Below are 12,812 nucleotides of genomic sequence, written 5' to 3' on the forward strand. Positions count from 1 at the left end.
CCGAAGAAACTCCTCGACTTAGCCGGATTTGACTTGTAGGGTGCGTCAGACGAAGTTCTACAACGAATATCGAGGGTTTTCTGTTCCGGGGCACCCTACTAAGCTGTTCTGTATCTAAATTAGCTATTGCGAAATCGTGAAACCTTGGCATTGCAAGCCGGAGAGGTCGCTGGAATAGCATCGTTTAAATGCACAACAGCTTATTTATATGTACCACTTGCGTAAGTCCTATTATTAAACAATCGATCGCAACAATCCACCCTCGACTCGCAAGGCGGCCCCATTAATTGCAGAAGCTAGAGGACTAGCAACAAATGCAACTAATGCAGCAACTTCAGACGTTGTAGCAAATCGCTGAATCAGTGAAGATGGACGAGTCTTGGTAAAAAATTCTTTCTCAACTTGTTCGGGTGAAATATTTTGATCCTTAGCAAGTCCCTCAATAAAAGTTTCCACTCCTTCGGAACGGGTTGGTCCTGGCAATACTGTATTAACCGTGACACGACTGCCTGCGGTTGTTTCAGCTAAACCGCGACTCAAGGCCACTTGTGCAGTCTTGGTAACGCCATAGTGAATCATTTCGGCGGGAATATTCAAGGCCGATTCACTAGAGATGAAAATAATTCGTCCCCAATCTTTTTTTAGCATCAGCGGTAAGTAATGACGCGAGAGCCGAACACCGCTCATAACGTTTACTTCCAGAATGTTCATCCATTCCTCATCGGAGATATCTTCAAATGCTTGAGAGCCATAAATTCCCAAGTTGTTGACCAAAATGTTGACTTCGGGCACTTGTTGAAACAATAATTCAACTCCTGCTTGCGTTCCCAAATCGGCAGCAATTCCCTGAAGTTTGGCATTTGGGACACTTTGCTTCAGGCGATCGAGAGCGTCGTTTACGCGCTCTGGCGTTCTGCCATTGACAATGACAGTTGCTCCTTCCTGGGCAAGTGTCGTAGCGATCGCTAGTCCAATTCCGGCGGTTGAACCGCTGACGAGTGCAACTTTATCGGAGAGTTGGAGATCCATACTTTCTTAAACCAAATAATGTATAAGCGATCTAGGGTTTCAACTTGCTCAAATCATCAAGCAAGTGCCGACTCAATTAGTCGCCACCTAATCCAATTTTACCACCATTTTACCCACATTTTTGCCTTCAAAAAGACCGATGAATGCACCCACCGCTCCCTCGATTCCTACCACCACTGTTTCCTTGTTCTTCAGTTTCCCAGCTTGGAAATAGCCGCCCACTTCCTGTTCAAACTCACTCTGGCGATCGAGCCAATCCCTAACGATTAGCCCTTTCATCGTCAACCGTTTGGTAACCATATTAAATAGATTGGAAGGGCCGGGCTGGGGCTTTTCCTCGTTGTAACCGGAGATGCCGCCACAAGCGATAATTCGACCGTGAACCCGCAACGCCGAGAGGGCCGCTTCGAGGGTTTCGCCTCCTACGTTATCGAAATAGACATCTATTCCGTCCGGTGCTGCCCGGTTGAGTTGTTCGAGGACGGGGCCGACCTTGTAATCGAAGGCGCGATCGAATCCGCATTCTTCCAGCAGAAACTTGACCTTCGACCCTGAACCGGCTGACCCGATGACATGACATCCGCGCAATTTCGCTAGTTGTCCGGCGACATTTCCCACCGCACCGGCTGCTCCCGAAACAAAAATAACATCGCCGGCTTTGACCTCTACCAAATTCAACCCAACCCAAGCGGTCATGCCCGTGATGCCGAGGACACCGAGGTAAACTGAGAGCGGTTGAATCTCGCGGTTGACCTGATGCAAATCTTTTGGTGCAGCTATAAAGTATTCTCGCCAGCCATACTGGGAAGTGACAACATCACCCGGCTTTAATTCCTGGGCGCGCGACTCGATGACTTCGCCGACTGCACCGCCTTCTAGCGCTTTACCTAACTTGAACGGGGGAACATAGGATTTCCCTTCATTCATGCGACCGCGCATATATGGATCTACCGAAATGTAGAGATTGCGAACGAGCACCTGCCCCTCTTGAAGTGGCTTTAGTTCTGTTTGCGCGATCGTAAAATTATCGGCGGTGGGCATCCCCTTGGGGCGGGAGACTAGCTGAATTTCGCGGCTGATTGTATTTGTCATAATTTTCTGCTTATTGATTAGGCTTTCAGAACTCGCTCGACTTGAGTTTTATCTGTTGTTTTTAACATTTTCTAAAGGCATGGATGCCAAAGATTAGATTTATTTAAGTTCTATTCCTCTGGTTTACTTAATAAAAAAGGAAACGAAAAAGATTGAGATTGCTGCGGCCAGGGCGTGTTTTTAACGCGGAGATCCCCCTAACATCGAGGGCTGGCACGGGGACACCGCCCCTACAAAGAGGGGTGTTTCATTCTCAGGAAAACCAGGATTTTGACTCTTGTCGTGTCCCCGCGCCGACCCTCTCCATCCACTTGGCGAGTTGACCAAATCCTAACGATTGACGGTGCTCATATCAGGGTAGCGATCGCCCGCGGCAATTCCTAATGGCAGCGCTTTCCCGAGCTGGTCTAGTTCTGCTTGAGTCAGCGTTACAGCAGCCGCGGCAATGTTTTCTTCTAAATAGGTGCGGCGTTTGGTGCCTGGAATCGGCACAATGTCTTCGCCCTGGGCTAAGACCCATGCCAGCGCCAACTGTCCAGCTTTGATGCCCTTAGCGGCGGCCATCTGCTCTATCTGCTCGACTAGCTCCAGATTTTGCTGGAGATTGTCGCTTTGAAAGCGAGGATATCGTTGTGCGCGATAGTCTCCCTCAGATAACGTATCGAGGCTCTTGATTTTGCCTGTGAGAAACCCGCGCCCCAGAGGGCTATAAGGCACAAACCCAATCCCTAGCTCTCGGCAGGTGGGCAAAATCTCGGATTCTGGCTCCCGGCTCCACAGCGAATATTCAGTCTGGAGTGCCGAAATAGGATGTACTGCATGGGCACGGCGGATGGTGGCGCTCGCGGCTTCGGAAAGACCGAGGTAGCGAACTTTCCCGGCTTGGACGAGCTGCGCCATTGCACCTACGGTTTCTTCGATGGGAGTGTTTGGATCGACTCGGTGCTGATAGTAAAGATCGATCGCATCTACGCCCAGACGCTTGAGACTGGCATCACAGCAAGAGCGGACATATTCGGGTTTGCCATTCACGCCTAGAAAGCTGCCGTCACTACCGCGTACATTGCCAAACTTGGTGGCGATGATGACTCGATCTCGACAGTCTTTAATTGCTTTGCCGACCAACTCCTCATTGTGGCCGACACCATACATATCAGCCGTGTCGAGGAACGTCACGCCTAGCTCTAAGGCGCGATGAATGGTGGCGATCGCTTCTGACTCATCGGCTATGCCGTAGAACTCGGACATACCCATACAGCCCAGTCCTAGTTCCGAAACCACTAATCCTTGATTGCCCAGTTTTCGCTGTTTCATGATGTTTTCCTATTAGTCTAAAGTTCTTGACGTGTCGGGCGGATGATGATTTCATTCACATCAAAATCACCGGGCTGCTCAATGGCATCTGCATCAATGGCGATCGCATAAAGAGCATTCATTCCCGCTGCTGTATCTTTATCGCTAATCGCGGTAGTCAAATCAGTGGCAACGGCTCTTGGTGAGATATTAGTCGAACGGATTTCGCCGTTTGACTCTAGCGGCAGCACCCTGATTGGGCGATCGCGGCAACCAGTTCTTTGAGCCGATCTTCGCGGCGGGCAGCTAACATTAGTTTGGCTCTACTAGCAGCGAGTCGCCTCACCTAATCCACTGCTAGCTCCGGTGATGATTGCTACTTTGTTTTAAATCTCTGACATATTCACTTCTGTGGGTTATTGAGTGTGGGGGTTGAAACATTGGGTACTGAAATAAACTAAACTCAGCATTATTCAACCAGCTCAACTAGCTTGTAGCTGAATCAATGTTTGTGTCCCAGCAGCGTCACTAATCCGAACCGCCATCATCACGCCGTTTGAGTCCTGTCCCGTTAAAATTTCAGTTGGTGAATCGATCGTGTGAGCATAAGTCACCACATCTTTACCCACTTCAATCACCAAATCATCTCCCTTTCCAGGGCGATCGTAAACCATCGCCATCAATGGTGCGTTCTTAATCAGTTCTGCATGACCGAGTTCTGAATTGATGACTTCGATGGAAATATTCCGCCCACGATTACCATCTGAAAACTGATCGAAAAATTCACCCCATCGCTCGTGCGGCACAGATTTGTTGATGTCAATTTTGTTCGTCATATCATTCCTTGTGAAAAAATAGTAAAAAGAATCAAAGCAATGGATTAATTATTGTGAAGCCTGGACCTAGGAGAATCGGGTTTCCCTTAACATTCTCAACGTTTGAGGTATGTCGCTTCTTAGCGACTGCTGACTCCATCAGTCGTGCGCCCGCTCATTTCACTCGCGTCGATGCGGTAGATTGCGATCGCTTCTGAACGTCCCCGAGCATCAATCCAGGTTCGATCGATCGCAGGTGACAGCGTTGGATTGCGTTCTTCGATAGAGTGCATTGCCCTATCGATGTCTTCCTGAACTGTGAGGCGGGAGGCTCGACCATTCACGATCGCGCTGCGCCAATGAACCGGATCGTGTATTTCTTCAACCTGTAGACAGATCTCGGGATTTGCGTCTATTTCATGAGTCTTCATGGCTTCGGTTGTAAACAGGTAGATGTCCGAATCTTCGAGATAATAATTCATTGGCATCACCTAGGGTTTGCCTTCGCGTATGCAGCCAATATCACCGTATCCTACTTGGTGTAGTAGCTCGTGTATTTGTTTTGAACTCATTCGATCAATATCTAACATTACTATTCTCTGAAAAATTCAGTTGATTGGTAGTATTGAACAGAAATAATCCCGGCTTTACATCTGTCGTTGGATGGAGTCGATATGTGAAAGTCAACGATCGGAGTCAGCAGCCTGTTTAGAAAGCGATCGCCTCACAAATCTTCTGCCCGCTTAATTGATGCTTTTTTACCCGCAGCTACGCTAGCAACAACCAAACAGGCCGTGACTAGGGCGATCGGCTCCAGAGTTTCACCAAGCAGAATTGCCGAAGCCAGGAGCGTCAAAAAAGGTTGCAATAACTGAATTTGGCCTACCCGGGCAACTCCACCAATCGCCATACCGTGATACCAGGCAAAAAATGCGATAAATTGACTGAAAATACTCACATAAGCAAAACCGAACCAGGCTATCGGTGAAGCTGTCAACTCTTGTTTTAAGACCACAAATATTGTTGGTAAGACCTCGAAAGGAGCGATAATTACCAATGCCCAACTAATAACTTGCCATCCACCTAAAATCTTAGCTAATTGCCCACCTTCAGCATAGGCAAAAGCAGCAGCAATTACAGCTCCAAACAAAGCTAAATCGGCGAGCTGAAGGTGTCCAGCACCACTAATAATACCAAAACCGACAACAGTTGCACTACCGACAATGCTAGCCATCCAAAAAGTGACATCAGGGCGATCGCCAGCTCGCAAAACTCCCGCTATCGCTGTTGCTAAAGGCAGCAATCCCAACACCACAGCACCGTGGGCAGCAGGTACTTGCTGCATTGCCCAAGCCGATAGTACCGGAAATCCCAAAACAGCTCCCAATCCGACAACTAATAAACTCCGAAGTTGCTGTTTTGAGGGAATGGGTTGATGCGTTATCCCCAGAGTAAATGCTGCTAGTATAGCTGCTACTAATCCGCGTCCAAAGCCTACAAAAAGCGGGTCTAAATCTATCACAGCGGCTCGGGTTGCCGGTAATGTCAAGCTAAATCCAACTACGCCCAAAAAACCGTAGATTAAGCCGATAGTTTCCGAATTCAAGTGAAGATTTTTCCAGTAGGATTTCATTCAGTCTCCAATATTGATTAATTTAGGGTGCTCTGCGTTACACCTTACCCATATTACTTCTGAAGGTAGCAATTCTGCTCTTACCAGCAAATGCTACAATAATAACTTTTGAACTTCTCTTTCTTAACTCTGCGTGCTCTGTCTTCTCTGCGGTATATAAAAAAAATATTCATGTTGAAATTTTACGAATATTTCCCCTGTGCTAATTGTTACAAAAATCACTTGCTTTTAACTCAGATTAATATTTCCTTCGCGAGGCTCTAAATTGATATTTTCAAAGGAGAAAGTCGAACTACTGAATTTTTGCTGAAAATTCCTAAGGGGCGTATTCTTGTTTGAGAAATAGAACCGGGTGAATTTCTATTTGAATCAAATGCAATTACAGCAGATTCCACGTTTATGAAGTACCCCGCCTATCGTTCTATCCCCGTAGGAACACGGCAATGCCGTGTCCCTACACTTCATCAACTGGAATACGCTGTATGTTTTATTTAAGTGAAGGAACAGAGTTTTTTTTCAGTGATAAATTTGAAGGCGCTCAAGCCATGCAGTGGTTATTTTTTGAGCAGTACAGTCACGAACCTTTTATTGCTACTTTTCGTTTTTGCTATTTGACGGGGAAAGCACAAGAATATCGGGAAGCACTTAAACAAAAACAAGCACCGGGTTATGATGCTTTGGGGGTGATGGAACAGCATTTAGCAAACCATGCTTTTTTTACAGGCGATCGCTATACTATTGCTGACATCGGTTTATTTGCTTACACTCACTTTGCGGGCGAAAGCGGATTTGATTTAACCAAAGTTCCAGCAATTTAAAATTGGATAATCGAGTAAAACTTCAACCTGGATATATCAAAATAGCACAATTAAATTAAATTTAAATTAGGCTAAATATACTATACGTCTAGAACATTACCGCCACATTTTTTAGTTGTCTAAAATAATAAGTGCTGCGCCTTGACGGCTAAAATTTTACGCGGCTGTAAAACACTCGTTAAGCGTATTGCTGGGTCGAAAGAAAACTTTATCGAGATTGAGTTAATGTGGCTGCTCTTCATCTGTTTCAACAATGGTTTGTTTAGTGGCAAAGCCGTTGAGAATTATGCCTCGAATCAGTGATACTTCGGCATCCAGGCTTTTGGCGTGTTCTTCGTATTTTGCTGCCGCACTTTGTAAATTGTAATTTCCCATTCGCTCAGACATTTGACGCAAAAACATGACCTTGTCCTCCATTATTCGAGTTGCCGACCATAACGCGTTCTCCAAACTCTGAGCTTGCTCTGCCAGAAATGTATCAGCCGTAAAGGAGTGCCCCGTGTGACAGCGAAACCGCAGCGGCTCTGATTTGTCAATTTGCCAGATGCTGCCGTTGCATTCAGGGCAGGTGTAAGTTGTCTGAGTCCCGATCGCTTTTACATTCTCTAAAAGCTCCTTAGTATTCATTTGCTGTTCAGCAATCTTAGATTCAATTTCGATCTCTTCGGTCATGGGGTAGGCCTCTTGCTCGGCGGCAGGTTGCTTTGATAATTGCACTAGCAGGTCTGGGATTTCTGCCAGTGGCAGGCAGCGATCGACCTTCACGTATCGCAAGGCACTCGTTGGCATACTTGGGTATTCTGCTTCTTTTGGATCTTGGACGATGGTCACTCCGCCCCGTTTCTTTACTGCCTGTAATCCCACCGTGCCATCATCCAGATAGCCAGTGAGTACCACACCCACCACCCTTGAACCATAAGCACGAGCCGCTGAACGAAATAACGCATCGATCGCGGGTCGAAATCTATTTTCTTTAGGCCCGTGCACCACGCGCATTGACCCTTGATTGAGCAAAAGGTGATAATCGGGCGGCGCGACGTAGATTCGCCCTTTTTGAATAGCCTCTCCGTCGGACGGGTGAGATGCCGGGAGTGAGCCTAGATCTGTCAGAATTTGGGGAAAAATACTGGGCTTATCGGCTGCGAGGTGCTTAACAATAAAGATGGCAGCATCTATGTCACTAGGCAGATTACCCAAGATCGCGCCCAGTGCTTTGAGTCCGCCTGCCGAAGCTCCAATAACGATAATGTCGTGTCCAGGCATAAATTCCTTTTTTTAGTGAGTGAAAGCAGCCCAACGTTATCTATGTTTTTTGAATTTTTTAGCACAACTTGGCTGATGTTTAGCAGCAGCGACAAAAGGGTCGTCAATGCTAAAACCTGCATTCGACAGTGCTTTGAGTTCTAAATATTTTTGCTCACAGGCATAACTCTCTAATCTAAGTTACAGTAAGAACTACTATAGATAGACTCTGGCAATTTTACTGTAATGCGCCACAGCCCACCTTACCGTATACATAACATAAAAAACGATTGATTGCGTCAGTCCTATTTATGAATTGCTAAGGGCTACATTTTGCCCGATCTCACTCGATCGCCTCGCAGCATCTGCCACCTTCAAAGCGTACAAACTACTGGCATTATTCACGTACAAAGGCGTACCGTTTGACAAATATTCCAACACCATCTCGGTGTCTTTGGCAAACAAGCCGCGCCGCGTTCCTACTTTGATGCTGTGCCGATTTTCTCCCTGAATTAATTGACCGGATTCAGGAGTAAAAACCAGCGTTCCTGCTTCTCCGTAGATGGTAAAAACATTTTCAGACTGCCAAAAAGTCTCTCCTTTCCCGTAAACAGCTTCAGCGACAAGACCGTTGGCAAAGCGCAACTGTGCGTTGCACAAACAAGCTTTGTAGAAATCCGCCTGAGTGTCCCAAAATTGAGCTTGACAGTTAACGCTTGCCACTTCCCCGAACAAATCAGTAAATCGGTGCAGTCGCGAAATTGCACCAACTAACGGAAACCCAAATAGGGAGTGTTGAAAAGTCCAGCGCTGCGGTACGGAACGTTGAGGAGCAATAGTAATGTAGCGGGCGTAAAAAACTTTACCGATTAAGGGCAAAGATTCTTTGATTGCTAGGTGCAAACCGCCTAACAGTTCGATGTGTTCGATGTGGAGGAATTTTTGCTTTTGGGCGGCAAGTTCGATCGCCCTTTCTGCTTCAGATACGTCTAAAGATAGAGGATATTCCACCACAACGTGCTTGTCATTTTCTAAGGCCGCCAGGACGATCGCCCCGTGATCCCGATTCACCGTACAGACAATAACCAAATCTAAATCATTTCTTTCTACCAGCTTGCGCCAAGAAACCGCAGCTTCAGCCCCGAATCCCTGACAAAATGCTGCGGTTTTATCCGGGGTGCGGCCCGCAACTGCTACCAAGTTCGATCGCCCGTCAGCTTGAACAGTCTCCGCCCTCAACTTAGCCGCAAAACCAGTACCCACAATCCCCACGCGAATTGGAGAATTAACCGAAAAACTAGAGCGAGTATCAATATTAGTCATAGAATTTTAGATTTGACATTTTAGATAGTTACAGACTTGCGGTGCAGGGGTTTAGGGTTCCACCGCCCAGATTTTAAGCTGTGGTTGTGGTGCGATTTATGCGATCGAACCTTCAACACCCAAGTCTAGATGCGATCTAACTATACATTTCACCGGCAGCAGGGACTTGCCTTGGAGCCAGTCTTGCTGAAACTCGATCGACACACCCCATACAAACAACCCGGTTTTTGTGCTGTAGGGTTCAAAACAGGATTTTTCCTAGAAACCGGATTATTTAGCGCAAGTCTTGCGGCAACAGTATCACAAGGCTGAACCCAACATAGGTATAAGCAATCAAGATGAAATTAGAAAAAGTTATAACTAATCCCATTCAAATTTTCTGTAAATAACTGTTGCAACCTTGCTTCTTTCCCCTACTATCATAGAGGGAACAAACCTAAGAGCTAACCTCAAAGCTAATAGAGCCTTGAAGGTTGCATTAGGAAAAATTATAGATCTTGTTGAATTTTTGAGAGGATTAGTGCATGGCAACTTACAAAGTTACCCTCATCAGCGAAGCCGAAGGAATTAACCAGACCATTGACGTTGATGACGATACTTACATTCTTGATGCTGCAGAAGAAGCAGGACTAGACCTCCCCTACTCTTGTCGGGCTGGTGCTTGCTCCACCTGCGCCGGCAAAATCACAGCAGGCGAAGTTGACCAATCCGACCAATCTTTCTTAGATGACGACCAAATCGAGGGTGGATTTGTCCTCACCTGCGTCGCTTATCCGAAGTCTGACTGTACGATCGAAACTCACCAAGAAGAATCGCTCTACTAAGAAAGGACGCTCCGCGCGATACCCTAAGAAACCCGGTTTCTCGTTTCCAGAATTAAGCTGAAATACGGCAATTATGTTAAGAAACCGGGTTTCTGCGTCTAAGACTCAAACAAAGCCGCCAGCAGTCTGTCACTCTCAGCTATGAATTCCTAGCTGTTTGAGCAGATAGCTGACCAAATAATTTTAGATTTTAGATGGCCGATTTTAGATTAACGGTGAAACCCGTCTAGAATCCAAACTCTAAAATCTAAAACTTTTACGACTGATATTTAGTCCGCGAAGGCGGACTTTGTTTGTGTAGTGGCGATGATTTAAATCGCCGACTTTAGGCAGAGTCCGATCTACTATTCGCGCCAAAATGTAATGGCATCGCTGAGCGGCACAACTTGAGCGCCGGGAAAATAAAAGCCCAGAATTTGAGATCCGTTCCAGCCCAAATTAGCCAAATTGTAAGAACCAGTCTGACTCATTCCCACCCCGTGTCCGAAACCGCCTCCGACAAAAGCATAACCGTTGAGGGTTTTGTCGGGATTGTAAATTGGTTCTAGGTAAAAAAGCGTGCTGATCGGCGGGTAAAAAGCATTGCGAATCTCGTCTTTGTCAATATCGATGGGGCCCAAGTCAGTTTGAACCTTCATTTTCAAAACTCGACCTGCGGGCGACCTTTCCACCACTTCCACCTGAGTGACTGTTTTAAAATTAGCCAGCGGGTGCTGTTTCTTCTGAAGATACTGTTTGAGAAATCCACCAATCGCCGTCAAAGAAGCTGGTTCGCGCCACCGAAAAGTGTCTTCTTTTTCCTCATTAAAGCCTTTTTCCAAACTGATAAAGCGGCGGAAATTGTTTTCGTCAGACAAACTCTGCTTGGACAAATCCCAAATATTATTAGGGGAATCGACGATCGATCGCAAATATGGACGTTCCGCGCCCTGCCACACATCGTTAAAAGAGGCTGTGACGCCGCCGCTAGACGCGGAATAGAGCGCGTCTACTAGCTGATTTTGATAAGTTAGCACCAAACCGCTCGTTTGGGCGATCGCCTTATCGCTTTGCGGGTAAACCTCGGTCAAACCTTGATAAACTTGGCAGTTAACATCAGCGCACAACTCATAATTATCCACAGCAAACCGGCGCAAATTTCTCAGGGCGTAGGTTCTGGCCAAAATAGTTTGAGCGACAATTGCAGCGTAAGGCGAAAAAGCCCCAATTTCGTGAGGAACAACACCCCGCAAATAAGTTTCCGTCAGCACTTCATTCACCAAAGTATAAGTGCCGTAAGCATTTTTTTGCAGGCGCAAATTGCCACCGTAACGGCGAGTTTGTTGAATAGCTTTTTCGGGTTCAGTAGCTGTCGCTTCTTGGGTGGTTTGTTCCAATACCTCAATAACATTTTTCCCCGCCGTCACATCCAACTCATTGCGGTTAAAACGAAAGCCGTTTAAAACCCAAAATGCCTGGGGTATTTGTTTTAAAACTTTGGAATCCAAAAAAGCTGTTTTGTTGCCTCGATCTTGCAAACTTTGCAACAGCCAGCGCCGCACCAAAGGAGAGTTATAAACATCTCTTTTTGCCCAAACTTGCCAGCGCAAAGGTTGAGCAATTTCTACTTCTATTCCCTGGGCGCGCCACTGATTGGCGCTGTCTTCCGCACTCTCAAAACTGCGGTGAGAACTTAGTACCACTCGTTCTTCTACTAAGGGCGTTTCCAGCGGTTTTGGGGCTATTTCTAACTTGACGCTAGCAGCAGTTTTGGTTTCTATGCCTTGAGGAGTTTTGTAACGCAAAGTTAAGCTGTCGCCCGGTAATGCTTTCAGCGTCAGTTTGTCGGTTGCTTTGGTGCCAAACCGCTGCACCACGCCAATTTTGATGGGTCTATTTTGGGGAGTTTGGGCGTATCCCGCAGCGCTGAAAATGGGTAACAGGCACAATGCGGTGAAAACAGTGCTAGAAATGCAGCTAAACCATTTGTAATTGGGAGTGGGAGGTGCTTGAGCGAACACGGTTATCTGTCTCGCGATAGTTGAAATTGGGGGATTTTTGATTGTACGTTAGCACATTTGGCCGCTGCTATAGGGGAATTGCGGAAGATTAGCTGGTTTAATTGGCAGAATTCTGTTAAGTCAGGACTTACGCCACACCAAAGAAACCGGGTTTTTTACCGAATCTGAGGGCTGCGACGAACTATTTTCGTAAAAAACCCGGTTTCTGGGTTCTATGCGGTAAATCTGTCATTGCGGGTGAAATGCAGGAATCGCAAAAGTTGCGATCGCTTTACATTCTGTTACACGCTAAGGTTTATAGCAACCACCAAAACGGTTAGGACATTCTTAATCGCTGAAATCCTTGCTAATTCTTCCTTCTTCCTTTTTCCTTCTTCCTTCTTCCTTCTACTATATTTGCACCTACCGACTGATTGGCTAATCATTTTTTCTGAGCACTAATCTCATCGCAGAGGTGTTTCTCGCTTTCCTCAGCATTATTCTGCAAATAGTCGTGCAGCCAATCGCAGCCTTGCACCAGCATTTCATCTAAACTTCTGATTTGCCACAACCGGGCCGTATTGTCCGATGATGCCGTAGCGATGTATTTGCCGTCAGGACTAAAACTGACACTATTTATCCCCTCCTGATGTCCTTTAAATTCTTGTATCAGCTTGCCTGTTAAATCCCACAACCGGGCTGTATTGTCCGCTGATGCCGTAGCGATGTATTTGCCGTCAGGACTAAAACTGACACTCGATACC

General features: G+C 46.4%; 14 protein-coding genes. 2 read left to right on the top strand and 12 right to left on the bottom strand.

The window, feature by feature from the left end; all coding sequences use genetic code 11:
• Positions 1-234: 234 nt before the first annotated feature.
• From E5S67_RS17070 to E5S67_RS17100, 7 genes are all read right to left on the bottom strand, one after another.
• Positions 235-1,029, bottom strand: coding sequence for an SDR family NAD(P)-dependent oxidoreductase (locus E5S67_RS17070; RefSeq protein WP_172189272.1), 795 nt, complete (start codon positions 1,027-1,029; stop codon positions 235-237).
• Positions 1,030-1,116: 87 nt separating this feature from the next.
• Positions 1,117-2,121, bottom strand: coding sequence for an NADP-dependent oxidoreductase (locus E5S67_RS17075; protein ID WP_172189274.1), 1,005 nt, complete (start codon positions 2,119-2,121; stop codon positions 1,117-1,119).
• Between the two features lie 330 nt (positions 2,122-2,451).
• Positions 2,452-3,435 (bottom strand): aldo/keto reductase, encoded by a 984-nt coding sequence (locus E5S67_RS17080; RefSeq protein WP_172189276.1) that lies wholly within the window; start codon positions 3,433-3,435, stop codon positions 2,452-2,454.
• 17 nt (positions 3,436-3,452) lie between these two features.
• A complete protein-coding gene (locus E5S67_RS33420) occupies positions 3,453-3,665 on the bottom strand; it encodes an SDR family oxidoreductase (protein WP_246276829.1) in 213 nt (70 codons plus the stop codon).
• Positions 3,666-3,896: 231 nt separating this feature from the next.
• Entirely contained in the window at positions 3,897-4,250 is a 354-nt protein-coding gene (locus E5S67_RS17090; protein ID WP_172189278.1) for a DUF5335 family protein, read from the bottom strand.
• Between the two features lie 119 nt (positions 4,251-4,369).
• Positions 4,370-4,711, bottom strand: a complete 342-nt coding sequence (locus tag E5S67_RS17095) for a pyridoxamine 5'-phosphate oxidase family protein (RefSeq protein WP_246276830.1) — start codon at positions 4,709-4,711, stop codon at positions 4,370-4,372.
• A gap of 242 nt (positions 4,712-4,953) precedes the next feature.
• On the bottom strand, positions 4,954-5,862 hold the full coding sequence (locus E5S67_RS17100) for a DMT family transporter (RefSeq protein ID WP_172189280.1): 909 nt from the start codon (positions 5,860-5,862) through the stop codon (positions 4,954-4,956).
• A gap of 482 nt (positions 5,863-6,344) precedes the next feature.
• Here E5S67_RS17100 and E5S67_RS17105 point away from each other — a divergent pair, with 482 nt between their 5' ends.
• The gene (locus tag E5S67_RS17105) at positions 6,345-6,680 is read left to right on the top strand and encodes a glutathione S-transferase family protein (protein WP_246276831.1); all 336 of its coding nucleotides are present in this window, start codon (positions 6,345-6,347) and stop codon (positions 6,678-6,680) included.
• 222 nt (positions 6,681-6,902) lie between these two features.
• Here the strand turns inward: E5S67_RS17105 and E5S67_RS17110 are convergent, their stop codons facing one another.
• The 3 genes from E5S67_RS17110 to E5S67_RS34045 form a co-directional block, all read right to left on the bottom strand.
• Positions 6,903-7,943, bottom strand: a complete 1,041-nt coding sequence (locus E5S67_RS17110; protein WP_172189282.1) for a chemotaxis protein CheB — start codon at positions 7,941-7,943, stop codon at positions 6,903-6,905.
• A gap of 288 nt (positions 7,944-8,231) precedes the next feature.
• Positions 8,232-9,245, bottom strand: a complete 1,014-nt coding sequence (locus E5S67_RS17115) for a Gfo/Idh/MocA family protein (RefSeq protein ID WP_172189284.1) — start codon at positions 9,243-9,245, stop codon at positions 8,232-8,234.
• A gap of 96 nt (positions 9,246-9,341) precedes the next feature.
• Positions 9,342-9,464 (bottom strand): hypothetical protein, encoded by a 123-nt coding sequence (locus E5S67_RS34045; protein WP_281363547.1) that lies wholly within the window; start codon positions 9,462-9,464, stop codon positions 9,342-9,344.
• Between the two features lie 305 nt (positions 9,465-9,769).
• Here E5S67_RS34045 and E5S67_RS17120 point away from each other — a divergent pair, with 305 nt between their 5' ends.
• A complete protein-coding gene (locus E5S67_RS17120; RefSeq protein ID WP_172189286.1) occupies positions 9,770-10,069 on the top strand; it encodes a ferredoxin in 300 nt (99 codons plus the stop codon).
• A gap of 344 nt (positions 10,070-10,413) precedes the next feature.
• Here E5S67_RS17120 and E5S67_RS17125 read toward each other — a convergent pair whose 3' ends face one another.
• Together E5S67_RS17125 and E5S67_RS17130 are read right to left on the bottom strand one after the other, a co-directional pair.
• A complete protein-coding gene (locus E5S67_RS17125; RefSeq protein WP_172189288.1) occupies positions 10,414-12,069 on the bottom strand; it encodes a SpoIID/LytB domain-containing protein in 1,656 nt (551 codons plus the stop codon).
• A 421-nt stretch (positions 12,070-12,490) separates the two neighbouring features.
• On the bottom strand, positions 12,491-12,812 hold a 322-nt coding region (locus E5S67_RS17130; protein ID WP_422614755.1), incomplete at its 5' end, for a WD40 repeat domain-containing protein.

Origin of the sequence: Microcoleus asticus IPMA8 (genome assembly GCF_013179805.1) — a bacterium.
GTDB lineage: Bacteria > Cyanobacteriota > Cyanobacteriia > Cyanobacteriales > Microcoleaceae > Microcoleus > Microcoleus asticus.